The sequence below is a fragment of the Stutzerimonas stutzeri genome, assembly GCF_000590475.1.
GTDB classification, from domain to species: Bacteria; Pseudomonadota; Gammaproteobacteria; order Pseudomonadales; family Pseudomonadaceae; genus Stutzerimonas; species Stutzerimonas stutzeri_D.
This window is the reverse complement of sequence record NZ_CP007441.1, coordinates 207,685-231,799: the sequence shown is the minus strand read 5'-3', so window position 1 is coordinate 231,799 and position 24,115 is coordinate 207,685. Positions and strand designations below refer to the sequence as shown.

The 24,115-nt window shown below is 62.4% G+C and carries 23 protein-coding genes and 1 pseudogene; 22 read left to right on the top strand and 2 right to left on the bottom strand.

Annotation, left to right across the window (positions count from 1 at the left end; all coding sequences use genetic code 11):
• The first annotated feature begins 113 nt into the window (after positions 1-113).
• The 16 genes from CH92_RS01050 to CH92_RS00975 all read left to right on the top strand — a co-directional run bounded on the left by CH92_RS01050 (position 114) and on the right by CH92_RS00975 (position 15,669).
• Positions 114-1,112, top strand: coding sequence for a proline racemase family protein (locus CH92_RS01050; protein WP_025239947.1), 999 nt, complete (start codon positions 114-116; stop codon positions 1,110-1,112).
• Positions 1,109-2,257 (top strand): NAD(P)/FAD-dependent oxidoreductase, encoded by a 1,149-nt coding sequence (locus CH92_RS01045; RefSeq protein WP_025239946.1) that lies wholly within the window; start codon positions 1,109-1,111, stop codon positions 2,255-2,257. Before CH92_RS01050 ends, CH92_RS01045 begins: the two co-directional genes overlap by 4 nt.
• Positions 2,250-2,486: a (2Fe-2S)-binding protein gene (locus CH92_RS01040; protein ID WP_025239945.1), complete on the top strand. Its 237-nt coding sequence runs from the start codon at positions 2,250-2,252 to the stop codon at positions 2,484-2,486. Before CH92_RS01045 ends, CH92_RS01040 begins: the two co-directional genes overlap by 8 nt.
• Positions 2,483-3,763, top strand: coding sequence for an NAD(P)/FAD-dependent oxidoreductase (locus CH92_RS01035; protein WP_025239944.1), 1,281 nt, complete (start codon positions 2,483-2,485; stop codon positions 3,761-3,763). Before CH92_RS01040 ends, CH92_RS01035 begins: the two co-directional genes overlap by 4 nt.
• Positions 3,764-3,832: 69 nt before the next feature.
• Positions 3,833-4,600, top strand: a complete 768-nt coding sequence (locus tag CH92_RS01030; RefSeq protein ID WP_025239943.1) for a helix-turn-helix transcriptional regulator — start codon at positions 3,833-3,835, stop codon at positions 4,598-4,600.
• Between the two features lie 265 nt (positions 4,601-4,865).
• Positions 4,866-5,675, top strand: a complete 810-nt coding sequence (locus tag CH92_RS01025; RefSeq protein WP_025239942.1) for a transporter substrate-binding domain-containing protein — start codon at positions 4,866-4,868, stop codon at positions 5,673-5,675.
• A gap of 13 nt (positions 5,676-5,688) precedes the next feature.
• Entirely contained in the window at positions 5,689-7,482 is a 1,794-nt protein-coding gene (locus tag CH92_RS01020; RefSeq protein WP_025239941.1) for an aconitase X, read from the top strand.
• 2 nt (positions 7,483-7,484) lie between these two features.
• A complete protein-coding gene (locus CH92_RS01015; RefSeq protein ID WP_025239940.1) occupies positions 7,485-8,150 on the top strand; it encodes an amino acid ABC transporter permease in 666 nt (221 codons plus the stop codon).
• Between the two features lie 10 nt (positions 8,151-8,160).
• Complete coding sequence (locus CH92_RS01010; RefSeq protein WP_025239939.1) at positions 8,161-8,805, top strand: amino acid ABC transporter permease; 645 nt, start codon at positions 8,161-8,163, stop codon at positions 8,803-8,805.
• Complete coding sequence (locus CH92_RS01005; protein WP_025239938.1) at positions 8,802-9,524, top strand: amino acid ABC transporter ATP-binding protein; 723 nt, start codon at positions 8,802-8,804, stop codon at positions 9,522-9,524. Before CH92_RS01010 ends, CH92_RS01005 begins: the two co-directional genes overlap by 4 nt.
• A 9-nt stretch (positions 9,525-9,533) precedes the next feature.
• Positions 9,534-10,571, top strand: coding sequence for a trans-3-hydroxy-L-proline dehydratase (locus tag CH92_RS01000; protein WP_025239937.1), 1,038 nt, complete (start codon positions 9,534-9,536; stop codon positions 10,569-10,571).
• 137 nt (positions 10,572-10,708) lie between these two features.
• Positions 10,709-11,626: a dihydrodipicolinate synthase family protein gene (locus CH92_RS00995; protein WP_025239936.1), complete on the top strand. Its 918-nt coding sequence runs from the start codon at positions 10,709-10,711 to the stop codon at positions 11,624-11,626.
• A gap of 76 nt (positions 11,627-11,702) precedes the next feature.
• On the top strand, positions 11,703-12,752 hold the full coding sequence (gene dctP, locus CH92_RS00990; protein WP_025239935.1) for a TRAP transporter substrate-binding protein DctP: 1,050 nt from the start codon (positions 11,703-11,705) through the stop codon (positions 12,750-12,752).
• Between the two features lie 44 nt (positions 12,753-12,796).
• Complete coding sequence (locus CH92_RS00985; protein WP_025239934.1) at positions 12,797-13,306, top strand: TRAP transporter small permease subunit; 510 nt, start codon at positions 12,797-12,799, stop codon at positions 13,304-13,306.
• Positions 13,303-14,613: a TRAP transporter large permease gene (locus CH92_RS00980; protein ID WP_025239933.1), complete on the top strand. Its 1,311-nt coding sequence runs from the start codon at positions 13,303-13,305 to the stop codon at positions 14,611-14,613. Before CH92_RS00985 ends, CH92_RS00980 begins: the two co-directional genes overlap by 4 nt.
• Before the next feature lie 42 nt (positions 14,614-14,655).
• Positions 14,656-15,669: an Ldh family oxidoreductase gene (locus tag CH92_RS00975; protein WP_025239932.1), complete on the top strand. Its 1,014-nt coding sequence runs from the start codon at positions 14,656-14,658 to the stop codon at positions 15,667-15,669.
• Between the two features lie 30 nt (positions 15,670-15,699).
• Here CH92_RS00975 and CH92_RS00970 read toward each other — a convergent pair whose 3' ends face one another.
• Positions 15,700-15,894, bottom strand: a complete 195-nt coding sequence (locus CH92_RS00970) for a PA3496 family putative envelope integrity protein (RefSeq protein WP_025239931.1) — start codon at positions 15,892-15,894, stop codon at positions 15,700-15,702.
• A 128-nt stretch (positions 15,895-16,022) separates the two neighbouring features.
• Positions 16,023-16,889: a transcriptional regulator HexR gene (gene hexR, locus CH92_RS00965; protein ID WP_025239930.1), complete on the bottom strand. Its 867-nt coding sequence runs from the start codon at positions 16,887-16,889 to the stop codon at positions 16,023-16,025.
• Positions 16,890-17,105: 216 nt separating this feature from the next.
• Here hexR and zwf point away from each other — a divergent pair, with 216 nt between their 5' ends.
• The 6 genes and pseudogenes from zwf (at position 17,106) to CH92_RS00940 (ending at position 24,096) form a co-directional block, all read left to right on the top strand.
• The gene (gene zwf, locus CH92_RS00960) at positions 17,106-18,548 is read left to right on the top strand and encodes a glucose-6-phosphate dehydrogenase (RefSeq protein WP_025239929.1); all 1,443 of its coding nucleotides are present in this window, start codon (positions 17,106-17,108) and stop codon (positions 18,546-18,548) included.
• Positions 18,549-19,206: 658 nt separating this feature from the next.
• Positions 19,207-19,638 (top strand): annotated as a pseudogene (ectA, locus tag CH92_RS22170) (diaminobutyrate acetyltransferase); the annotation flags it as partial.
• A 99-nt stretch (positions 19,639-19,737) separates the two neighbouring features.
• Positions 19,738-21,015, top strand: coding sequence for a diaminobutyrate--2-oxoglutarate transaminase (gene ectB / locus CH92_RS00955; protein WP_038623229.1), 1,278 nt, complete (start codon positions 19,738-19,740; stop codon positions 21,013-21,015).
• Between the two features lie 10 nt (positions 21,016-21,025).
• Positions 21,026-21,424, top strand: coding sequence for an ectoine synthase (locus CH92_RS00950; RefSeq protein WP_025239928.1), 399 nt, complete (start codon positions 21,026-21,028; stop codon positions 21,422-21,424).
• Positions 21,425-21,520: 96 nt separating this feature from the next.
• Positions 21,521-22,429, top strand: coding sequence for an ectoine hydroxylase (gene thpD, locus CH92_RS00945; RefSeq protein WP_025239927.1), 909 nt, complete (start codon positions 21,521-21,523; stop codon positions 22,427-22,429).
• A gap of 236 nt (positions 22,430-22,665) precedes the next feature.
• On the top strand, positions 22,666-24,096 hold the full coding sequence (locus tag CH92_RS00940) for an aspartate kinase (protein WP_025239926.1): 1,431 nt from the start codon (positions 22,666-22,668) through the stop codon (positions 24,094-24,096).
• Positions 24,097-24,115 lie beyond the last annotated feature (19 nt).

Sequence of the window (24,115 nt, the reverse complement as noted above, 5' to 3'; positions counted from 1 at the left end):
AATACCCGCCTGGCCTATGCCGATTTCGTCATCTGCTCAAGCGAAAACACTCAAGCCGTAAGCAGGCAGCCGTTGGATGCTTGCCACTTATTCCCCGTACAGGCAGGGCGGCCATGAAGCGCATTCAGATTCTCGACAGTCACACCGGTGGCGAACCAACCCGGCTGGTTATCGATGGGTTTCCTCAGCTTGGAACCGGCAGCATGGCCGAACGCCGCCGTCTGCTTGCCGAACAGCATGACCGCTGGCGTGCTGCAACCATGCTCGAACCACGCGGCAACGACGTGCTGGTGGGTGCGCTGCTCTGCGAACCGGTAGACCCGACGGCCTGTGCCGGCGTGATCTTCTTCAACAACACGGGCTACCTGGGCATGTGTGGTCACGGCACCATCGGCCTGGTGGTATCGCTGGCGCACCTGGGGCGCATTCAGCCCGGGGTTCACCGCATCGAGACGCCGGTGGGTACGGTGCAGGCGACCCTTCATGAAGACCGATCGGTGAGCGTGCGCAACGTGCCCGCCTATCGCTACCGCAAGGCCGTGAGCGTCGAGGTGCCAGGTCTCGGCACGGTGACCGGCGATATCGCCTGGGGCGGCAACTGGTTCTTTCTCGTGTCCGAGCATGGGCAGCGCATCGCAGGCGGCAATATCGAGGCGCTCACTGCCTATACCTGGGCGGTGCGCCAGGCACTCGAAGCGCAGGGCGTACATGGTGAAGACGGCGGCGAAATCGACCATATCGAGCTGTTTGCCGATCCTGAGGAGGCGGGTAGCCAGCCGGGCGTCTCATCGCCAAGCGCCGACCACGCGAACGCAGCGGATTCGCAGCAAGCCGACAGTCGCAACTTCGTCCTGTGCCCCGGCAAGGCCTATGACCGCTCGCCGTGCGGCACTGGCACCAGCGCCAAGCTGGCCTGTCTAGCAGCTGACGGCAAACTACAACCCGGCGAAATCTGGCGGCAGGCGAGTGTCATCGGCAGTGAATTTCTCGCCAGTTACGAGCTGGACGGAGCGTGCATCGTGCCCACCATTCGCGGGCGCGCTCACCTGAGCGCCGAAGCAACCCTGCTGATCGAAGACGACGACCCCTTTGGCTGGGGCATTCGGGTGTGAATGCCGATGTCATCATCATTGGCGCCGGCATCGTTGGTGCGGCCTGTGCAAACGAACTGGCGGCCAATGGCCTCGACGTTCTGCTCCTCGACGCCCAGCGTGGAGGTGCTACGGCAGCCGGGATGGGCCATCTGGTGGCACTGGACGATAACCCGGCCGAGCTGGCGCTGAGCGACTATTCGATTCAACGCTGGCGGGAATTGGGACGTCTGATGGACGACAGCTGCGGCTATCGCAACAACGGGACGCTCTGGCTCGCAGCCAACGAGGCGGAGATGGCGGTGGCCGAGCACAAGCTGGCCACCTTGTCCGAGCAGGGCATGAGCTGCGAACTGCTCGGCGGCGCCGCACTGAGAGCAGCGGAACCGGAATTGCGCAGCGGGCTGCATGGCGCACTGAAAGTCAGTGGGGACGGCATCATCTATGCACCCAACGCGGCGCGCTGGCTGATTGCCCAGGGCGGCAAGCACATCGTCCAGAGGCAGGCGTGCGTGACATGCGTCCAGGGTCAACAGGTCGAGTTGAGTGACGGCAGCAGCCTGCGTGCGCAGGCAGTGGTGCTGGCTAACGGCATTCACGCAACCGAGCTTTGCCCTGACCTGCCGATCCAGCCGAAAAAAGGCCACTTGGTGATCACTGATCGCTATCCCGGCAAGGTTACGCATACCCTGGTCGAGCTGGGCTACGTCACCAGTGCGCACAATAGCGCGGGGCCATCGGTGGCCTGCAACATCCAGCCGCGCCCGACCGGGCAATTGTTCATCGGCTCCTCGCGGCAGTTCGGCACCCGCGACCCGGAAATCGACAGCTGGATGCTGGCGCGAATGCTCAAGCGCGCCGTCGACTATATGCCGGGGCTCGCCCGGATGAACGCCATTCGCAGCTGGACCGGTTTTCGCGCTGCGAGTCCGGATGGCCTGCCGCTGGTGGGCGAACATCCGCAACAGTCAGGGCTGTGGTTGGCGGTCGGCCATGAGGGGCTGGGTGTGACCACGGCACCCGGCACTGCCGAATTGCTGACCGCACAGCTTTTGGGAAGGCCGTCGGCAATGGCCATCGAACCCTACAGCCCAGCACGCTTCATTCCTTCATCAGGCGGGTCGTCGGCGCCCGCCTACGCCATGGGAAACCTAGGCCATGATTGAAATCACGCTGGACGGCCGTGTGCTTCAGGTTGCGCCCGGCACGACGGTAGCCGCGGCGCTGTATCTCGGCGGCGATGGCAGCAGCCGCACCTCGGTATCCGGCCAGCGGCGCGCGCCACTCTGCGGCATGGGTATCTGCCAGGAATGCCGCGTCACCATCAACGGGCAGCGCCGCCTCGCTTGCCAGACGCCCTGCGTCACCGGCATGACCGTGGAAACCCGCCCATGAAATCTCACTACGACATCCTGATCGTCGGCGCCGGCCCTGCCGGAATGGCTGCCGCGCTCGCCGCCGCACCCAGCGGGGCAAGCATCGCCGTGCTCGACGATAACCCAACAGCGGGTGGGCAGATCTGGCGCGACGGGCCACACGTCAAGGTGCCGCCCACGGCACGCCAGCACCGGCAGGCATTGGCACAGGCGGCGAACATCGAGCTCCATAACGGCACTCGAGTAGTCGCCGCGCCGGGCGGCAAGCGTCTACTGCTCGAAGACGCTGAGCAAGGGCATCTGGTCGGTTACGACAAGCTGATTCTATGTACCGGCGCGCGCGAGCTATTGCTACCGTTTCCCGGCTGGACACTGCCCGGAGTGACCGGCGCCGGCGGGCTGCAGGCGCTTATCAAGGGCGGAATGCCGGTGACCGGCAAACGTCTGGTCATCGCAGGAAGCGGTCCACTTCTTTTAGCCTGCGCCGCGACGGCAAAAAACGCCGGCGCGCGCCTGCTGTGCATTGCAGAACAAGCGCCTCTAAAAGCCGTAATCCATTTCGCCGCACGCCTGCCAAGCTGGCCGAGCAAAGCACTGCAGGCATTAAAACTAAGCGATCGCTGTTATCGCAGCGGCACCCATGTGCTGGCAGCACTTGGAACCGACCGCGTGGAAGCGGTGCGTTTGAGCCACAACGGTAAGGTTTCGGAAATCGCCTGCGATCACCTGGCCTGCGGTTTCGGACTCATTCCGAACACCGAACTCGGTCAGGTGCTGGGCAGTGCGCTCAGCGGGGGCGCGCTTCGGGTCGATGCTTACCAGCAGACGAGTCTGACGGATCACTTTGCAGCCGGCGAATGCACCGGCTTCGGCGGCAGTGAACTGGCGCTGGCCGAAGGTCGCATTGCTGGTTATGCCGCGGTGGGCGACCTCAAGCGAAGCAAGGCGCGATTCGCCGAGCGTCAACGCTGGCAGAATTTCGCCGACCTGCTGGCGCGTACCTTCCAGCTCAGCGAACAGCTGAGAACCCTGGCGGCTCCCGACACCCTGATATGCCGGTGCGAGGATGTGCCCTATTCGGCGATGGTGGGCCACAGCAGCTGGGTCGAAGCCAAGCTCGAAAGCCGCTGCGGAATGGGTGCCTGCCAGGGCCGGATCTGCGGCGCGGCGAGCAACGTTCTGTTCGGCTGGCAACCGCCAAAACCGCGCCAGCCGATCAGCCCGGCCCGCATCGGGACGCTGATTGCCTTGCCCGACGCCGAACCGACGGCCGAGCGACATGAAGCGCTGTCCTGAGCCAGCCACTGCCTACCATTCACTCGCCGCCGGCCGTATCCTCGGATTTTCCCAGCTCGTAGCGCGCCGATGCTCACCCTGCTTCCGACCGACCCACCCCGGGATCTGCCCACGCTGCTTGCCAGCCTGAAGCTGATTGCGCCGTTGTTCGATGCGATGCCGGAGGTGGTGTTCTTCATCAAGGACACTGAGGCCCGTTACAGCCTGGCCAACCGTACCCTGGCCGAGCGCTGCGGCCATAGCGATCCCGGTGCGCTGATTGGGCTGACGGCCGAACAGGTGTTTCCGACCGGCTTCGGCGCGCAGTACACCGACCAGGACCGGCGTGTGCTCAGCCTGGGACTACGCCTGCAGAATCAACTTGAACTGCACCTGTACCCAGGCCGCGAGCCGGGCTGGTGCATGACGCACAAACTGGCACTGCGTAATCCGCAAGGCCTGATCATCGGCATGGCCGGGGTTTCCATCGACCTGCAGGCACCCGAGGCCAACAATCCGGCCTACCTCAAACTCGCTGCAGTTGATGCACATATCCGCACAAATCATTCCGGCGCGATCAGGCTGTCCGAACTCACGGCCATTGCCGGGCTCTCGGTCGCCCAACTGGAACGGTTGTGTAAACGGGTATTCCGCCTGACGCCTCGGCAAATGATTCACAAGGCTCGGCTGGATGCAGCGGCCGATCTGCTCGGCGGGCCGCTGCCCATCACCGAAATCGCGCTGCGCTGCGGTTATGCCGATCACAGCGCCTTCAGCCGTCAGTTTCGTGCGCTGACTGGACTGTCACCCAGCGCGTATCGAAACGCCCTGCCATCCAAACATCGGGCACCTTGGTAACGCGCTGCTCCCATTTGTAGCAGCTACGCTTCACTTCAGGTCTTCTGCAGCTCGCCCGACGAACGGTCATCCAGTCGTTAATCGTGTACTTGGCGCGTAGACACCGCTCTAGCGGGCCGCTCTGCAGCAGCTTGCCTCGGTTTCATTTCTCTATCTCGTTCCATTTGGCCGACCGGCACGGCTATTGCTTTACGGATAACGTATACGAAATCGCGAAATAGCTGCTTGAATCAATTGGACGATCAACCGCATCGACGAGGACTGTATGAAGAAAACCCTAGCTGTGGCCGTTAGCGCTCTGCTTGCCGCCTCCATCACCTCCATTGCCCAAGCCGACAAGCTCGATGACATCATCGGCTCAGGCAAGCTGCGCTGCGCCGTTACCCTCGACTTTCCGCCCATGGGCTTTCGCGACGAAGGCAACAAGCCAGCCGGGTTCGACGTCGATTATTGCAACGACCTGGCCAAGGTGCTCGGCGTCGATGCGGAAGTGGTCGAAACGCCCTTCCCAGACCGGATCCCGGCCCTCGTCTCCGGCCGTGCGGATGTGATCGTTGCCTCCACGTCGGATACGCTCGAGCGCGCCAAGACGGTGGGCATGAGCATTCCTTATTTCGCCTTCAACATGGTGGTGCTGACGCGCGAAGAGACGGGCATCAACAACTACGACGACCTCAAGGGTCGCCCGGTCGGTAACACCAGCGGCACCTTCGAAGCCATCGCGCTGGAGAAGGATGTGAAAAGTTGGGGCGAAGGCAGCTTCCGCGCCTACCAGTCGCAGAACGACACCATTCTCGCCGTCGCTCAGGGCCATGTGGACGCCACCGTCGTCACCAACACCGTCGCGGCCTCGACCATCAAATCGGGCAAGTACAAAGGCCTGAAGATCGCGGGCGATGCGCCTTACGTCATCGACTACGTGTCGCTCGCCGCCAAGCGCAACGAGTACGGCCTGATCAATTACCTGAACCTGTTCGTCAACCAGCAAGTGCGCTCCGGCCGGTATGCCGAACTGTACGAGAAGTGGGTCGGTGGCAAGCCGGTCGATCTGACCGTACCTGGCGTTTACTACTGATCGGCGCGTAACGATGCGCCGTAGCGACCACGCCTCCGTTCGGCACCAGCCTGCGCTCAGTTTCATCGGTCGCAGTCTGGTTCCTGGCGGCGCTCAGGCAGCCAGTCTGCACGCGGACGTGGGCTTAAGTTTCTGGGGCGGCGTCGATCCCTTCAGTGGCGAGGTAATCGACCGTCACCACCCTCTTAGCGGCGAGCATATCGCCGGCAAGGTCCTGGTAATCCCCAGCGGACGCGGCTCCTGTACCGGGAGCAGTGTCCTGCTGGAATTGATCCTCAACGGTCATGCACCCGCCGCGCTGGTTTTCGCTGAAGCCGAGGAGATCCTCACCCTCGGCGTGCTGGTGGCGCAGCTGTTGTTCGGCCAATCTCTACCGGTGATCAGTGTTGAACAGACCGCCTTCGCGGCTCTGCGCAGCGCTCGTTACATACGAATCGAGAACGGCGTCGTGCAGGGTTTCGACGAGCTGCCGAACGATGAATGGACCGCCTCAACGGCTCCCGAAGACGCGTTACCGACGAACATTGCCCTGACCGCGCAGGACCGGGCCATGCTTGCCGGGGAGCAAGGCAAGGCCACCCAGGCCGCCATGCAGATTCTGCTGCGCATGGCTGAACTCCAGGGCGCGCGGGAGCTGATGGACATCACTCAGGCGCATATCGACGGCTGCATCTATACCGGGCCGGCAAGCCTGCGCTTCGCACGCCAACTGGCGGACTGGGGTGGACGGGTAAAAGTACCGACGACCCTCAACTCGATTTCCGTGGATCAGCGTCGCTGGCGGGAAATGGGCGTTGCCGCCGCGTTCGGCGAGCCGGCCAGCCAGTTGGCCGACGCTTATGTCGAAATGGGTGCCAGCGCCAGCTTTACCTGCGCACCCTACCTGCTCGACAGCGCGCCACACGCTGGCGAGCAGGTCGTCTGGGCGGAATCCAATGCCGTGGTGTATGCCAACAGCGTGCTGGGTGCGCGGACCTTGAAGTACCCGGATTTCCTCGACATTTGCATCGCCCTGACCGGCCGCGCGCCGCGGGTGGGATGCCATCTGGACGAACAACGCCACGCCACGCTGCGGATCGATCTGCCGCCGCTGCAATCGCTGGATGATTCGTTCTATCCGCTGCTCGGCTATCACGTCGGTCTGCTCTGCGGCAGTGAAATTCCGGTGATCTGCGGGCTCGAACAGAGCCATCCGACACTCGACGACCTGAAGGCCTTCGGCGCGGCTTTCGCCACCACCTCGGCGGCACCGATGTTCCATATCGCTGGCGTCACGCCGGAAGCGAACACGGCCGAGGCCGCACTCGGTGGGCGGGCTCCAACGCGCATTCTCCAAGTCGAACGCTGCGATCTGCTGGCCAGCTGGCACGAACTGGACGGTGGCGAGTTTGCAGACGTTCAGTTGATCAGCCTGGGCAATCCGCACTTCTCGTTGAGCGAGTTCGCCCGCCTCGCACAGCTGTGCGAAGGCCGTGTGAAACACACCGATGTTTCACTGCTGATCACCTGCGGTCGGGAGATTCAGCGCCAAGCCTCCGAAGCAGGCCATTTACAGACACTCGAGCAGTTCGGCGCGCAGATCATCACCGACACCTGCTGGTGCATGATCGAAGCGCCGGTCATTCCTCGAACCTGCCGCACCCTGATGACCAACTCCGGTAAATACGCCCACTACGCGCCAGGCCTGGCTGGTCGGCAGGTGCGCTTCGGCAGCCTTGCCGAATGCGTCGAAACCGCCTGCACCGGCCAAGCCAGCGGCCGCCTACCGCGCTGGCTCGCGACTGCCGAAACCGAAGGAGCGCACTGAGGATGTTCGATTACACCTTCCATTGGCGCCCGGCGCTGCGTGCGCTACCGGACATGCTCGCTGGCGCCGTGGTGACCTTCGAGACCGCCGCGCTGTCGATGATCTTCGGCGTGCTCATCGCCCTGGCGCTGACCGCCATGCGAGAAACCCGCAACCCGCTGCTCAAGGGCGTCGGCAGCGCTTGGGTTTCAGTGGCACGCAACACGCCGTCGCTGTTCCAGATCTATGCCCTGTACTTCGGCCTCGGCGCCTTCGGCTGGCACATCAGTTCCTGGGCAGCGCTGCTTGCCGGCATCACGTTCAATAACGCGGGCTACCTGGCGGAAAATTTCCGCGGCGGGCTCAAGGCGGTGCCGGAGACGCAGATGCGCGCCGCGCGGTCGCTGGGCATGAGTGCGTTCCAGGCGTATCGGTTGGTGGTCGTCCCGCAGTTGCTGCGCATCGTCTTCCACCCGCTCTCCAACCAGATGGTCTGGGCCGTGCTGATGACTTCGCTGGGGGTGATCGTCGGCTTGAACAACGACCTCACCGGCGTGACCCAGGAATACAACGTCAAGACCTTCCGCACCTTCGAATATTTTGCCCTGGCTGCCGTGATCTATTACCTGATCGCCAAGCTGATCGTAGCGGTGGCCCGGCTGATGGCCTGGCGGCTGTTCCGCTATTGAGGATCCGAGCATGTTTGAAACCAGCCTGACCTCGACCGATCTGCTGTTCCTGCTCAAGGGCGCCGGCGTGACCTTGATGCTGACCTTCTGGGCGATGCTGCTGGGGACCCTCGCCGGCATCGTCTTCGGCGTGATCCGCGCGCTGTTTCCCCGCGCGAGCCTGCCGCTGGCCTGGTTCCTGGACATCTTTCGCAGCGTGCCGCTGCTGATCCAGTTCGTTCTGTTCAACGCTTTGAAAAGCATCGTCGGCCTGGACTGGAGCGCCTTCACGGTCGGCTGCGTGGTGCTGGGCGTCTACGCCGCGGCTTTCTTCACCGAAGTGGTGCGCGGCGGCGTGCTGGCAGTGCCGGGCAGTTTGCGTCTGGCCAGCCGCTCGCTGGGCCTGACCTACTGGCAGGACCTGCGCTACATCGTCCTGCCGGTCGCCACCCGCGTCGCCTTTCCCGGCTGGGTCAATCTGGTCTTATCAGTGATGAAGGACACCGCGCTGGTGATGTGGATCGGCATCATCGAGCTGCTACGTGCCTCGCAGACCATCGTCACGCGCATCCAGGAGCCGCTGCTGGTGATCTGCATCGCGGGACTCATCTACTACGTCATGAGCCTGGTGATCGCTCGCCTGGGCGCCCGGCTGGAAAAAAGGTGGCAGGAATGATAGAGATCGAAAAGGTGCACAAATCCTTCGGCGAGCTCGAAGTGATCAAGGGCGTCGACCTCACCGTCAACAAAGGCGAAGTGGTCTCGATCATTGGCGGCTCGGGCTCCGGCAAGTCGACCTTGCTGATGTGCATCAATGGGCTGGAATCCATCAAGAGCGGCTCGATTCGCGTCGACGGTACCGAGGTGCATGCCAAGGGTACCGACATCAACAAGCTGCGGCAGAAGATCGGCATCGTCTTTCAGCAATGGAACGCCTTCCCGCACTTGACGGTGCTGGAGAACGTGATGCTGGCGCCGCGCAAGGTGCTCGGCAAAAGCCGTGCGGAAGCCGAGGAACTGGCGGTCAAGCAGCTGACCCATGTCGGCCTGGCGGACAAGCTGAAGGTGTTCCCGAGCAAGCTGTCCGGTGGCCAGCAACAGCGCATGGCGATCGCCCGGGCACTCGCCATGTCGCCGGATTACATGCTGTTCGACGAGGCGACTTCGGCGCTCGATCCGCAACTGGTAGGCGAAGTGCTAGACACCATGCGCCTGCTCGCCGAGGACGGCATGACGATGGTGCTGGTGACCCATGAAATGGGCTTTGCCCGCGAAGTGTCCGACCGCGTCGCGTTCTTCCGCAACGGCCTGATACACGAGATCGGCCCGCCCGATCAGGTCATCAGCCACCCGCAGAAGCCGGAAACCGCGGCCTTCCTCAAATCCGTGATCTAGGGTGCAGCCATGCGATCGAGCAAAGTTATCCATGTAGTCAGCTGCCACGCCGAGGGCGAGGTGGGTGACGTCATTGTCGGCGGCGTCGCTCCGCCACCCGGTGCGAGCCTGTGGGAGCAGTCGCGCTGGATCGCCCATGACGAAACCCTACGCAACTTCATGCTCAATGAACCGCGTGGCGGCGTGTTCCGCCATGTGAACCTGCTGGTGCCGGCCAAAAACCCGCAGGCACAGATGGGCTGGATCATCATGGAGCCGGCCGACACACCACCGATGTCCGGCTCCAATTCGCTGTGCGTTTCCACCGTGCTGCTGGACAGCGGCATCCTGCCGATGACCGAGCCGGAAACACGGCTGATACTCGAAGCGCCGGGCGGCCTGATCGAGGCCGTCGCGCAGTGCCGCGACGGCAAGGTCGAGCGGGTCGAAGTGAAGAACGTGCCGTCCTTCGCCGACAAGCTCGATGCTTGGATCGAGGTCGAGGGGCTGGGTTCGCTACAGGTCGACACGGCCTACGGCGGCGACAGTTTCGTCATTGTCGACGCCAAGCGTCTGGGTTTTTCGCTGAACGCCGATGAAGCCGCCGATCTGGTCGCGACCGGCTTGAAGATCACCCAGGCCGCCAATCAGCAGCTTGGCTTCGTCCACCCGATCAATTCGGACTGGGCACATATCTCCTTTTGCCAGATCGCCGCGCCGGTCGAACGCATCGACGGCGTGCTCACGGCCGCCAATGCAGTGGTCATACGCCCCGGCAAAATCGATCGATCACCCTGCGGCACCGGCTGCTCGGCGCGTATGGCGGTGCTGCACGCCAAGGGGCAATTGGGGGTCGGTGATCGCTTCGTTGGCCGCTCGATCATCGGCTCGGAATTTCATTGCCGGATCGACAGCCTGACCGAGCTCGCCGGACGGCCCGCGATCGTGCCGTGCCTGTCCGGCCGCGCCTGGATCACCGGCACCCATCAACATCTGTTGGACCCCAGCGACCCCTGGCCAGAAGGCTACCGGCTTTCGGACACCTGGCCGGTGGACCTGAAAATCTGATTCATCGCCGCCGGCCACAAGTAGGCGGCAACAAGCGACACGGCCAAGCCACGGCCGGATTCACACCGCGGACAGGACCCCATCGGCCGAGGACGGCCCAAACAAAACGTATACGAAATACCTTAGTGGAGGCATCTATGAGCAAGCGCGTCAACTGGAGCGGCGTATTCCCGGCCGTCACCACGCAATTCAACGACGATTTTTCAGTCAACCTGGAGGAAACGCACAAGGTCATCTCCAACGTCGTACGCGACGGGGTGTCCGGGCTGGTGGTCTGTGGTTCGGTCGGTGAGAACACCTCACTGAGCACCGAGGAGAAGATCGCCGTCACCGAAGTGGCGGTCGATGCCGCTGGCGGGCGCGTGCCAGTGATCTGCGGTGTCGCGGAATTCACTAGCGTGCAGGCCGCCAAGGTGGCCAACGAGGTGCGGAAAGCCGGCGTCGATGGTGTGATGCTGATGCCGGCGCTGGTCTACGGCTCCAAGCCATTCGAGACCGCCGAGCACTACCGCTACGTGGCCACGAAGGCCGACGTGCCGCTGATGGTCTACAACAACCCGCCGATCTACAAGAACGATGTCACCCCGGACATCCTCATCTCGCTGGCCGACTGCGACAACGTGGTCTGCTTCAAGGATTCATCCGGCGACACGCGCCGCTTCATCGACGTGCGCAACGAAGTCGGCGACCGCTTCGTGCTGTTCGCCGGCCTCGATGACGTGGTGCTGGAAAGCATCGCCGTGGGCGCTGAGGGCTGGGTCTCGGGCATGTCCAACGTCTTTCCCAAGGAAGGCGAAACCATCTTTCGCCTGGCCAAGGCGGGGCGCTTCGCCGAAGCCATGCCGATCTACGAATGGCTGATGCCGATCCTGCATCTCGATGCCCGCGCCGACCTGGTGCAGTGCATCAAGCTCTGCGAAGCCATCGCCGGTCGCGGCAGCGCCCTGACCCGCCCGCCACGGCTGGCCCTGCCGGATGCCGACCGCCAGTACGTCGAGCAGATCATGGCCAAGGCCATGGCCAACCGCCCGACCCTGCCCGATGTGGGGCTTTGAACGTTTGTCCGCCTGCCGCATTCCGTCCGCGCCGCCCCGGCGGCCGGGCGCCTGACTCGCCATGAGAGGTTTCGCCATGCAACTGAAAAAAGCCCATCTGATCGCCGCCTTCGGCCTGGCGCTGGCCTGCGCCAGTACTCAGGCCGCCGAAACCTACACGGTGCCGACCTCGGTGCCGGAAGGCAGCTTCTTCTTCGAGAACTTCCTGGTGCGCTTCGCCAAGAATGCCGACCTGCTGACCGATGGCGAGGTGAAGATCCGCCCGGTCGGCGCCGGGGTGATCGTCCCGGCGCTGCAGGTCTTCGAATCGGTACAGAACGGCGTGCTCAAGGCTGGCCATTCCACCGCCACTTACCTGGTCAATCAGGACCCGCTGAACAACGTATTCGCCAGCTACCCGGGCGGCATGTCCGGCGAAGAGACGCTGTCCTGGCTGTACGAGGGCAATGGCTTGAAATACCTGCAGGAATACCGTGAGAAGGAGATGGGCCTGCACTCGATGGTGGTCGGCGTCGGCAGCACCGAGATCCTTGCCCACTCGAACAAGAAGATTCAAAGCCTGGAAGATTTTAAGGGCGTGAAATACCGCACTGCCGGCGCCTGGGCCGAAGTGGTCAAGCAAGTCGGCGCATCGCCCACGGTGGTGCCGCCAGGCGAGATCTACACGCTGCTGCAGCGCAAGGGCGTGGACGCCATTGAGTGGGCGACGCCGGGCGCCAACCTCACCGAGGGCTTTCACGAGGTCGCGCCCTACATCCTCACGCCGGGCGTGCACCAGCCGTCGTTCGTCTGGGAATTCTTCATGACCACCAAGAGCTGGGACGCGCTGGACAAGGACACCCAGGCCAAGCTCGAAGCGGCGGCCAAGCTGACCACGATGCAGAGCTACTTCCACTTCCTCGACGCCGACATGAAAGCCATGCAGACCTACAAGGACGCGGGTATTGAGATCCTCCGGCTGGACCCGGCAGCGATCGAGGATCTGGCCAAGCGCGGCAACGACCTGGTCACCTCACAAATTGACGCACGCGCTGCCGGGAAGACTGACGCCAAAGCGATCCTCAAGGACTACCAGGACTACATGAAGCGCTGGTCGGACAACTCGTCCTACCTGTACCGCCACTGAGTAACGCCGCCGGCCGCCCACGTGGCGGCCGGCCTGGAGGTCTGATGAAGCGCAATTGTTTCGACTGGCCCGCCACCGTCCTGCTCTGGGTGGCGGCGGCAATGGCTCTGCTACTGGTGCTGGCGATGATCTTCGAGGTGTTCTCGCGCTACGTGCTCAACGCACCGACGCTCTGGGCCTTCGACATTTCCTACATGCTCAACGGCGCCATGTTCATCCTCGGCTGCGCCTATGCGCTGAAGATCGACGCCCACGTGCGCATCGACTTTCTCGCCTCCCGGCTCAAACCGGCCATGCAGCGCTGGATCAACGGCCTGTTCTACCTGCTCTTGTTCGCCCCGATTCTTGGCGCCCTGACCTGGACCGCCGGCAAGCGCACCTGGCACGCCTTCGCCACCGGCGAGGTCGAGCACGTCAGCCCCTGGGCACCCTTGATCTGGCCGTTCTACAGCGCCCTCGCCATCGGCCTGGCGGCGCTGACCCTGCAAGTGCTGGTCGACGCCTACCGCTATTTCACCGACCAGAAGCAGCCCAGCGGGGGAATGCCCGAATGATGGATTTCATCCCGCTGCTAATGTTCGCGCTGCTGTTCGTCTTCATCTTTCTCGGAATTCCGGTTTCGTTTTCGCTGATCACGGTGTCGGCGCTGTTCGGCCTGCTGCTGTTCGGCGAAAACATCTTCCAGCAGATGTTCGGCTCGCTGCTGCAGGCCTCGACTAATTTCTCGCTGTCGGCAATTCCGCTGTTCGTGCTAATGGGCGCGATCCTCGAGCGCAGCGGCCTGGCCCGCAGGCTGTACGAGGCGTTGCAGCTCTGGCTCGGCGGATTTTCCGGCGGCCTGGCGATGTCGACCATGCTGATGTGCGGCATCTTCGCCGCCAGCTCGGGCATCGTCGGCGCGGTGGAAATCGTGGTCGGCATGATGGCCATCCCGGCCATGGCCAAATACAACTACGACCGCGCGCTCACCGCCGGCACCATCTGCGCCGGCGGCTCGCTCGGGACCATCATCCCGCCCTCGGTGATCGTCGTGGTGTATGCCTCGATGGCGCAACTGTCGATCGGCCAGCTGTTCGCCGCGACCCTGATTCCCGGCCTGCTGATGCTGGTGCTGTTCCTGCTCTACATCGGTGTGCGCTGCTGGATCACGCCCGCGCTGGCGCCCGCCGTGCCGGCGATGCAGGCTACGCCGCTGGCGGACAAACTGGCGATCACGCTCAAGGCGCTGATTCCACCGTTCCTGCTGATCTTCGCCGTGCTCGGCTCAATGCTCGCCGGCGTCGCCTCGCCGACCGAATCCGCGGCGGTCGGCGCGTTCGGCGCAGCGGTCCTGGCGCTGTGCTTTCGCGAGCTGAGCATCCGACGGCTGATCGAGGCGCTGGTCTCGACCATCACCATCACCGCGATGATCATGCTCATCGTCACCGGCGGCACCATGTTCACCGCCATCTTCGCCGCCAGCGGTGGTGGCTGGATGCTCGCCGATTTCATGGGCGAACTGGATCTCAGCCCTTACTGGTTGATCCTGGCACTGATGTTCATCGTGCTGATCGCGGGCATGGTGCTGGATTGGATTTCCATCGTGCTGATCTTGGTACCGATCTTCATGCCCTTGGTGAAGATGGCGGGCATCGACCCGATCTGGTTCGCGGTGATGTTCATGGTGGTGATCCAGACCGCCTACCTCACACCGCCGCTGGCACCGTCGATCTTCTATCTGAAATCGATCGCGCCGGCTGAAATGACCTACGGTGAGATGTACCGTGGGGTGCTGCCGTTCATTGCCATCCAGCTGTTGCTGTTTCTGATCATTCTGGCGGTGCCGAGCATCGCCACCTGGCTGCCACGGCAACTGTTCTGAGCCCGTCATCCCCGTGGGGATTCGCTATAGAAGGAGAAATGCATGGCCCGCTTATCACTGGATGAAGTCCGCGATCTGGCGCAACGCATCCTGCGCCAGCACGGCTTCGCCGAACCCTATGTCGTGGCAATCGCTGAAAGCATGGTTGCGGCGGAGCGTGACGAGTGTAAATCCCATGGGATCTATCGCCTGCTGGGCTGCATCGCCACGCTGAAGACTGGCAAGGTCAATCCCGGTGCGGTCCCTGAGGTAGTCGATCACGCGCCGTCAATCGTGCGGGTCGATGCAAAAGGCGGTTTCGCCCAAGTGCCGTTCCAGGCTGGTTTGCCGGTTCTTGTGGATAAGGCGAGGCAGCAAGGCATCGCACTGATGGCCATCAATAACTGCGTGCACTTTTCAGCGCTCTGGGCGGAAATGGAAATGCTGACCGCTGCCGGCTTGGTCGCACTGGCCTGTACGCCGAGCCATGCCTGGGTCGCACCGGCCGGCGGCAGCAAGCCGGTGTTTGGCACCAACCCGATCGCCTTCGGCTGGCCGCGCAGCGGGAAGCTGCCGTTCATTTTCGATTTCGCCACCAGCGCCGTGGCGCGCGGCGAAATCGAACTCCATCGCCGTGCTGACAAGCCGATCCCCGAGGGCTGGGGCATAGACGCCGATGGCAACCCCACTACCGAAGCCGCCGAGGCGCTCAACGGCGCCATGCTGACCTTCGGTGGCCACAAAGGCTCAGCACTGGCCGCCATGGTCGAGCTGCTGGCCGGCCCGCTGATCGGCGACATGACCAGTCAGGAATCGCTGAGCTTCGATGCCGGCACCAAATCGGCACCCTATGGCGGTGAGCTGATCATCGCCATCGATCCCAAGCGCATGCTGGGCGACACCGCCGATGAGCATCTGGCACGCGCCGAAACGATGTTCGAAGCCATTCAAGGTCAGGGCGCACGGCTGCCGTCACAACGGCGCTACGAGGCCCGAGAGCGGACCCTTCGTGACGGCGTGGACATTCCCGATGCGCTGTACGCCGACCTCATGGCCTTGCTCGAACAACCCGCATGAGCCGGCACAGCGCCACCGGTATGACGGCCGCTAGCGACACTCCGCCGAAGAGGGCAGCAAGGGACTGACCATCAAGAGATCCGGAAACTCCATCAGTTGCGCGTGCAGCTGGCGCTGCTCGTCATAGCTTTCGATGGCGCGGCGAAAACGCATGCGACGCTCATCCTGCTGCTTGCGACGAGCACGGGCATCGAGGTTGACGTAGGTTTCGCGGTGCTGGGCCATGCGGGTCTCCCGAGAGAGGTACTGGGAGGCTCAGCATCGAAGCTGTCGGTGACGCTATGAGGTCAGGCTGATGACGCTGCGATGACGATTGCCGCAACGCCATTAGCGGCGCTATCGCCACAGGACGCTCAATCTTCGTGAAGCTTTACCGACTTGGGTGACAGGCGCAGGCTGCGCAGGCTGCGCTTGACGCTCTTCAAGTGGTTCACCAGGCTCGGCCCACGTGCCATGGCGACACCCATCGCCAGCACATCGATAACCACCAGATGGGCGATACGCGAGGTCAGCGGCGTATAGATTTCGGTGTCTTCCTGGACGTCGATGGCCAGGTTGATGGTCGCCAGCTCCGCCAACGGCGTCTGACTCGGGCAAAGCGTGATCAGCGTGGCGCCGGACTCGCGCACCACGTTGGCGGTGATCAGCAAGTCCTTGGAGCGCCCCGACTGGGAAATACAGATCGCCACGTCGGTGGGTTTCAACGTCACCGCCGACATCGCCTGCATGTGCGGATCGGAATACGCCGCCGCGCTGAGCAGCAGCCGGAAGAATTTGTGCTGGGCGTCGGTGGCCACCGCCCCGGACGCACCGAAGCCGTAGAACTCCACCCGCTCGGCCTTGGCCATGGCCGCGACCGCAAGCTCCAGCGCGTCGGAGTCCAGGCGCTCGCGCACATCCATCAGCGTATGCAGGGTGGTGTCAAAGATCTTCAGCGCGAAGTCCGTAATCGAATCATTCTCAGTGATGGCGAACTGGCCGAAGCTGGCACCGGCGGCGAGGCTCTGCGCCAGTTTCAGCTTGAGGTCCTGGAACCCGAGGCAGCCGATAGCACGGCAGAAGCGCACGATGGTCGGCTCGCTGACCCCCACCACATGGGCCAGGTCCGCCATCGAACTGTGCATCACGGCGGCTGGATCGAGGAGCACATGGTCGGCCACCTTCAACTCCGACTTGCGTAGCGAGCTTCTCGATTGAGCGATGTGTTGCAGCAGGTTCACGTTCCGGACTCGCTATGATCAATACCTGGCAAGAGTGGTCGAACGCAGCGGGTGCGCTCGCATCCGTTCTTGCCGGCTGGGCGTAGTGGGCTTGTAGTTATACTACAAGGCTTGCAGCATCGCCCACCTGCGTGCCGTTTTTAACGCCGTATTGCCAACGCGGGTAGTTTTAAGCGGTACGTCAATCGAGTCTGTCCACCTTCTAGGAGTGACGCTGTGTCCATTTCCTGCGACATGCTGGTATTTGGCGGTACCGGTGATCTGGCGCTACACAAACTCATCCCTGCGCTTTATCACCTGCACCGCGAACACCGTCTGCACGACGACGTACGCATCCTCGCGATCTCCCGTCAGGAGATCGACCGCAACGCCTATCTAAGCCTGGCCGAGCGCCATTGCCGTGCGGAAATCGCACGCACCGACTTCGAGGCTGACACCTGGGAAGCGTTCAGTCAGCGTCTCGATTACTTCGCCATGGACGCCTTGCAGCGAGGCGAATTCGTCGGCCTCGCGCACTACCTCGGCCAAGCCGAGGGGCGCGTGCGGGTGCACTATCTGGCAACCGCGCCACGCCTGTTCGAACCCATTGCCTCCAATCTGGAAAGCGCAGGCCTTGCCGGGGAAGACGCCCGCATCGTGCTGGAAAAGCCCATCGGCCATTCGCTGGATTCGGCGCTGGAAATCAACGAAGCAATCGGCGCAGTGTTCCCCGAATCGCGGATCTACCGGATCGATCACTATTTGGGCAAGGAAACCGTGCAGAACCTCATGGCGCTGCGCTTCGCCAACGCGCTGTTCGAGCCGATCTGGCGCAGCGGCCACATCGACCATGTGCAAATCACCGTGGCCGAAACCCTCGGCGTCGAGAATCGCGGTAGCTACTACGACCACGCCGGCGCCATGCGCGACATGCTGCAGAACCATCTGCTGCAACTGCTCTGCCTGGTGGCGATGGAGGCGCCGGTGCGATTCGATGCCAAGTCGATACGCGGCGAGAAGGTGAAGATCCTCGAAGCCCTCAAGCCGATCACCGGTAATGACGTGCAGGACAAGACCGTGCGCGGCCAATATGGCGCCGGCCGCATCGGTGGCCACGATGTGCAGGCCTACTACTTCGAAAACGATGTCGACAACGACAGCGACACCGAGACCTTCGTCGCGGTGAAGGCCGAGATCGACAACTGGCGCTGGGCCGGCGTGCCCTTCTACCTGCGCACCGGCAAGCGCATGTCGCGCAAGCGTTCGGAGATCATCATCACCTTCAAGCAGGTGCCGCACATGCTCTTCACCAAGGGCGAGGTCAACCGCCTGGTGATCAGCCTGCAACCCGAAGAAAGTATCAGCCTGCAACTGATGGCCAAGGCACCGGGCAAGGGCATGCAACTGGAGCCCGTCGAGCTGGACCTCAATCTTGCCAATGCCTTCAGCAAGACGCGCCGCTGGGAGGCTTACGAGCGGCTGCTGCTGGATGTCATCGAAGGCGATTCGACGCTGTTCATGCGCCGCGACGAGGTGGAAGCCGCCTGGAACTGGGTCGATCCGATCCTGCGCGGCTGGCAAAGCCATTACCGCAAACCGAGACCCTACCCGGCCGGGACCGATGGTCCTGAACAGGCGCACCAGCTGATCGAACACCAGGGCCGCCGATGGTGGCGCTGAGACACCTTTCCGGGCGTGCCGACAACGGCGCCCGGAACAGTTCCAGCGCGCAGCACAGGGCGGTTTGCGGCATCTCGGAATAACTAACTCAGCCGCCGCTCAACAACTATCAGAGCAACTTGCCCGTACCGGCTCAATTCAACTCGCCACAAAAATTTCATTGAACGCGACGAAGTCGCCAATCTGCTCGCAACATACCGCCGATATTCACCCGGAATAACCACGGCCGATCACGATAGTTCAACGGCCGAATCTGCGGCCCTTCAGGCCTAAACTTCCGTTACTTCACCGACGGCCTGCTTCGGTGCCAGACGGCGGCACCAGAGCCGCTGTCCAATTCCGCTACAGCCCTTGATTTCACTAGCTCTTACAAGAATTTTCGGAACCTTACAACGGTCTGTCCGGAGTGGGCGAGCGATGCCCGAAAGACACGCCGGCTCTTCGGCTGAACTCACGGAAGATATCCGTCCAGATATGTAGCCGAATTCGACGCATATTCCGCATCCTCAGAAAAAAGTTCACATTGCTCGATAAGCGGCAAACTTCCTCGATATCGACAGCGAATCCACGCCGATGAAGAGCACCTCGGGTTGAGATTAAATTTTTAATGTGTTTATTCTAATAAAGGATTTCAATCAACAACCCCAAAGGATTTGTTTTGAGTGTTCCTACCGTAACGCTCCGTCGCCCAACCGACGGCGACGGTTCTGCCCTCCATGATCTGGTAGCGCGCTGCCAGCCTCTGGATACCAATTCGGTGTACTGCAACCTGCTGCAGTGTTCCGACTTCGCCGATACCTCCATCGCGGCCAATGATGCAAATGGCCAGTTGGTAGGTTTCATTTCCGGTTATCGCCCACCCGCTCGCCCCGACACGCTGTTCGTCTGGCAAGTCGCGGTAGACGCGTCGATGCGCGGCCAGGGTCTGGCTCTGCGCATGCTGATGGCCCTGGTCACTCGGGTCGCCAGAGAACAGGGCGTCCGTCATCTGGAAACGACCATCTCGCCTGACAACGGCGCCTCGCAGGCGCTGTTCAAGAAGGCCTTCGCTCAACTGGAGACCGAGTACAGCACCCGCACGCTGTTCTCTCGGGCCAAGCACTTCGCCGGTCAGCACGAAGACGAAGAGCTTTATCGGGCGGGTCCGTTCGACGCCACCGACTCCAGACAACGAATCAGAGGAAACCCCATGCAAACGTTTGAACTGCACGAATCCGGTGTTCGCAGCTACTGCCGCTCCTTCCCCGTGGTCTTCAAGCAAGCCCGCGGCGCCGAGCTGATCACCCGTGAAGGCAAGCATTACATCGACTTCCTCGCCGGTGCCGGCACGCTCAACTACGGCCACAACCATCCGGTGCTGAAGCAGGCGCTGCTCGATTACATCAGCGCCGACGGCATTACCCACGGCCTGGACATGTATTCCGATGCGAAAGAACGTTTTCTTTCGACCTTCGACCGGCTGATCCTCAAGCCGCGCAACATGGACTACGTCATGCAGTTCACCGGCCCGACCGGCACCAACGCGGTCGAGGCCGCGCTGAAGCTGGCGCGCAAAGTGACTGGCCGCAACAACATCATCAGCTTCACCAACGGCTTCCACGGCTGCAGCATCGGCGCCCTGGCGGCGACCGGTAACAAGCATCACCGTGGCGCCGCCGGCGTTCCGCTGACCGACGTCAGCCGCATGCCGTACGCCAATTACTTCGGCGACAAGGTCAACACCATCGGGATGATGGACAAGTTGCTGACCGACCCGTCCAGCGGTATCGACAAGCCCGCCGCGGTCATCGTCGAAGTGGTCCAGGGCGAAGGCGGCCTCAACGCGGCCTCCGCTGACTGGATCCGCAAGCTGGAAAAACTCTGCCGCAAGCACGAGATGCTGCTGATCATCGACGACATCCAGGCCGGTTGCGGCCGTACCGGCAGCTTCTTCAGCTTCGAAGAGATGGGCATCAAGCCGGACATGATAACGCTGTCCAAGTCGCTGTCGGGCTTCGGTCTGCCGTTCGCCATGGTGCTGCTGCGCAAGGAGCTGGACCAGTGGAAGCCGGGCGAGCACAACGGCACCTTCCGCGGTAACAACCACGCCTTCGTCACCGCCGCAGCGGCCATCGAGCACTTCTGGAGCGATGATCAGTTCGCCAAGAGCGTGCAGGCCAAGGGCAAGCGCATCGCCGATGGCATGCACAAGATCGTGCGCCGTTACGGCCCGGACTCCTTGTTCGTCAAGGGCCGCGGCATGATGATCGGCATCAGCTGCCCGGATGGCGACACCGCCGCCGCCATCTGCCGCCACGCCTTCGAAAATGGCCTGGTGATCGAAACCAGCGGCGCCCACAGCGAAGTGGTCAAGTGTCTCTGCCCGCTGGTCATCAGCGAAGAGCAGATCGACAAGGCCATGAGCATCCTGGACAAGGCCTTTGCCGCCGTGATGTCCGAGCAGGACACCAATCAAGCAGCTTCTTGAGGATTTATAAATGATCGTACGTACCCTGGCTGACTGCGAGCAGTCCAACCGCAAGATCACCACCGAGACCTGGGACAGCACCCGCCTGCTGCTCAAGGACGACAAGATGGGTTTCTCGTTCCACATCACCACCATCTACGCCAACACCGAGACGCACATCCACTACCAGAACCACCTGGAGTCGGTGTACTGCATCAGCGGTAACGGCGAGGTCGAGACCGTCGCCGACGGCAAGATCTACAAGATCGAACCCGGCACCCTGTACATCCTCGACAAGCACGACGAGCACCTGCTACGGGGTGGCTCCGAGGACATGAAGATGGCCTGCGTGTTCAACCCGCCGCTCAACGGCAAGGAAGTGCATGACGAAAGCGGCGTCTACCCGCTGGAGGCTGAAACCGTCGCCTGAGGCGATACGGCATGGCGGGTTCGCCCGCCAGGCAAGTCGTAGGGTGGCTCGAACCGCCCTACGCCGATGATTCAAGGAGAACCTAACGTGAACCCCGTGCAAGCCGACCTGTACCCTTCGCGCCAGCACGATGAACCCAGCTGGCAGGAGCGTCTGGATCCGGTTGTCTACCGCAGTGATCTGGCCAATGCTCCGATCGCACCGGACCTGATCGAACGCTTCGAGCGTGACGGTTATCTGGTCATCCCCAATCTGTTCAGCGCCGACGAAGTCGCGGTATTCCGCGAAGAGCTCGAGCGCATGCGCCAGGACCCGGCCGTCGCCGAGTCCGGCAAGACCATCAAGGAACCCGACAGCGGCGCGATCCGCTCGGTGTTCGCCATTCACAAAGACAATGCACTGTTTGCCCGAATCGCTGCCGACGAACGAACCGCCGGCATTGCCCGCTTCATTCTCGGCGGTGATCTTTACGTGCATCAGTCACGGATGAACTTCAAACCCGGCTTTACCGGCAAGGAGTTCTACTGGCACTCGGATTTCGAGACCTGGCACATCGAAGACGGCCTGCCGCGCATGCGCACGCTGAGCTGCTCGATCCTGCTGACCGACAACGAGCCACACAACGGTCCGCTGATGCTGGTTCCGGGATCACACAGGCACTACATCCGCTGTGTCGGCGCGACGCCGGAGAATCACTACGAGAAATCCCTGCGCAAGCAGGAGTTGGGTGTTCCGGATCACGACAGCCTCACCGAGCTGGCCGATCGTTACGGAATCGACACCGCCACCGGCCCGGCAGGCAGTGTGGTGTTCTTCGACTGCAACACCATGCACGGCTCCAACAGCAACATCACGCCCAGCGCGCGCAGCAATCTGTTCTACGTCTACAACCACGTGGATAATGCCGCGCAGGCCCCGTTCTGCGGCCTTTCGCCCCGCCCGGCCTTTGTCGCCGAGCGCGAGCGCTTCGAGCCGCTGCAGATCCAGAAACAGAAGTATCTCTGACATCCAGGCGGTTAGAAACGTCAGCGAGGCAGCCAAGACAAGGCAGGAATCGCTGAGAAAGCGGAGTTTACGAGCTGTAAATGAGCATTTCGAAGCGATTCCTAACGCCGTATTGGCAACGCAGGTAGTTTTTAACGGCTGGATCTCATCAGGCCCGACTATGGGCCTGATCTTTGTTGGCGGCCAGATGGCGGCCCAGGGATGAAAATTCACCCCCAAGACGGGAAGTTGAATCGATGCATACCGTAGAAAAAATCGGCGGCACATCCATGAGCCGCTTCGACGAACTGCTGAACAATATCTTCATTGGCGGGCGCGAAGGCGATGCGCTCTATCAGCGCGTCTTCGTCGTCTCGGCCTACAGCGGCATGACCAATCTGCTGCTGGAACACAAGAAAACCGGCGAGCCGGGTGTCTATCAACGCTTCGCCGACGCCCGCAGCGAAGGCGCCTGGCTCGACGCACTGGAAACCATCCGCGAGCGCATGGTCGGCAAGAACGCCGAACTGTTCGCTGGCGAATTCGAGCTGCGCGCGGCCAACCAGTTCATCAACTCGCGTATCGATGATGCCCGCGAATGCATGAGCAGCCTGCAGCGCCTGTGCGCCTACGGCCACTTCCAGCTCGACGAGCACCTGATGAAGGTGCGCGAGATGCTCGCCTCACTCGGCGAAGCACACAGCGCTTTCAACTCGGTGCTGGCGCTCAAGCACCGCGGCGTCAACGCCAAGATGGTCGATCTGACCGGCTGGCATCGGGATGCGCCGCTGCCGTTCGAGGACATGGTGCGCCACAGCTTCGCCGAGGTGGATCTGTCCCGCGAGCTGGTGGTCGCCACGGGCTATACGCACTGCAGCGAAGGCCTGATGAACACCTTCGACCGTGGTTACAGCGAGATCACCTTCGCCCAGATTGCAGCTGCCACCGGCGCGCGCGAGGCGATCATCCACAAGGAATTTCACCTCTCCAGTGCCGATCCGAATCTGGTGGGAGCCGACAAGGTCGTCACCATCGGCCGCACCAATTACGACGTCGCCGACCAGCTGTCGAACCTGGGCATGGAAGCAATACATCCGCGGGCGGCCAAGACCCTGCGTCGCGCCGGCATCGAGCTGCGCATCAAGAATGCCTTCGAACCCGAGCACGCCGGCACGCTCATCAGCCAGGACTACAAGAGCGAGCGGCCCTGCGTCGAGATCATCGCCGGCCGCAAGGACGTCTTCGGTATCGAAGTGTTCGATCAGGACATGCTCGGCGACATCGGCTACGACATCGAGATCAGCAAACTGCTCAAGCAGCTGCGCCTCTACGTGGTCAACAAGGACTCCGACGCCAACAGCATCACTTACTACGCCTCCGGCTCGCGCAAGCTGATCAACCGCGCCGCGCGGCTGATCGAGGAAAAGTACCCCGCCGCGGAAGTCACCGTGCACAACGTGGCCATCGTTTCGGCGATCGGTTCCGACCTCAAGGTCAAGGGCATCCTCGCCAAGACCGTGGCCGCATTGGCCGGCGCGAGCATCAGCATCCAGGCCGTGCATCAGTCGATCCGCCAGGTGGAGATGCAGTGCGTGGTCAACGAGGAAGACTACGATGCGGCAGTGGCTGCCCTGCATCGCGCGCTGATCGAGCCGGAAAACCATGGCGATGTGATCGCCGCGGCATAAGCGCACCGCAACAGCGCGC

What these genes read in the sequence shown, in the direction of transcription:
- CH92_RS01010 (WP_025239939.1), top strand. Translation starts at nt 8,161, where the DNA reads ATGTTTGAAACCAGCCTGACCTCGACCGATCTGCTGTTCCTGCTCAAG.
- ectB (WP_038623229.1), top strand. Translation starts at nt 19,738, where the DNA reads ATGCAAACGTTTGAACTGCACGAATCCGGTGTTCGCAGCTACTGCCGC.
- CH92_RS00975 (WP_025239932.1), top strand. Translation starts at nt 14,656, where the DNA reads ATGGCCCGCTTATCACTGGATGAAGTCCGCGATCTGGCGCAACGCATC.
- CH92_RS01030 (WP_025239943.1), top strand. Translation starts at nt 3,833, where the DNA reads ATGCTCACCCTGCTTCCGACCGACCCACCCCGGGATCTGCCCACGCTG.
- CH92_RS00985 (WP_025239934.1), top strand. Translation starts at nt 12,797, where the DNA reads ATGAAGCGCAATTGTTTCGACTGGCCCGCCACCGTCCTGCTCTGGGTG.
- CH92_RS01025 (WP_025239942.1), top strand. Translation starts at nt 4,866, where the DNA reads ATGAAGAAAACCCTAGCTGTGGCCGTTAGCGCTCTGCTTGCCGCCTCC.
- CH92_RS00950 (WP_025239928.1), top strand. Translation starts at nt 21,026, where the DNA reads ATGATCGTACGTACCCTGGCTGACTGCGAGCAGTCCAACCGCAAGATC.
- CH92_RS00970 (WP_025239931.1), bottom strand. Translation starts at nt 15,894, where the DNA reads ATGGCCCAGCACCGCGAAACCTACGTCAACCTCGATGCCCGTGCTCGT.
- CH92_RS00995 (WP_025239936.1), top strand. Translation starts at nt 10,709, where the DNA reads ATGAGCAAGCGCGTCAACTGGAGCGGCGTATTCCCGGCCGTCACCACG.
- CH92_RS01050 (WP_025239947.1), top strand. Translation starts at nt 114, where the DNA reads ATGAAGCGCATTCAGATTCTCGACAGTCACACCGGTGGCGAACCAACC.
- CH92_RS01020 (WP_025239941.1), top strand. Translation starts at nt 5,689, where the DNA reads ATGCGCCGTAGCGACCACGCCTCCGTTCGGCACCAGCCTGCGCTCAGT.
- dctP (WP_025239935.1), top strand. Translation starts at nt 11,703, where the DNA reads ATGCAACTGAAAAAAGCCCATCTGATCGCCGCCTTCGGCCTGGCGCTG.
- CH92_RS01015 (WP_025239940.1), top strand. Translation starts at nt 7,485, where the DNA reads ATGTTCGATTACACCTTCCATTGGCGCCCGGCGCTGCGTGCGCTACCG.
- CH92_RS00940 (WP_025239926.1), top strand. Translation starts at nt 22,666, where the DNA reads ATGCATACCGTAGAAAAAATCGGCGGCACATCCATGAGCCGCTTCGAC.
- CH92_RS01035 (WP_025239944.1), top strand. Translation starts at nt 2,483, where the DNA reads ATGAAATCTCACTACGACATCCTGATCGTCGGCGCCGGCCCTGCCGGA.
- CH92_RS01000 (WP_025239937.1), top strand. Translation starts at nt 9,534, where the DNA reads ATGCGATCGAGCAAAGTTATCCATGTAGTCAGCTGCCACGCCGAGGGC.
- CH92_RS01040 (WP_025239945.1), top strand. Translation starts at nt 2,250, where the DNA reads ATGATTGAAATCACGCTGGACGGCCGTGTGCTTCAGGTTGCGCCCGGC.
- CH92_RS01005 (WP_025239938.1), top strand. Translation starts at nt 8,802, where the DNA reads ATGATAGAGATCGAAAAGGTGCACAAATCCTTCGGCGAGCTCGAAGTG.
- CH92_RS00980 (WP_025239933.1), top strand. Translation starts at nt 13,303, where the DNA reads ATGATGGATTTCATCCCGCTGCTAATGTTCGCGCTGCTGTTCGTCTTC.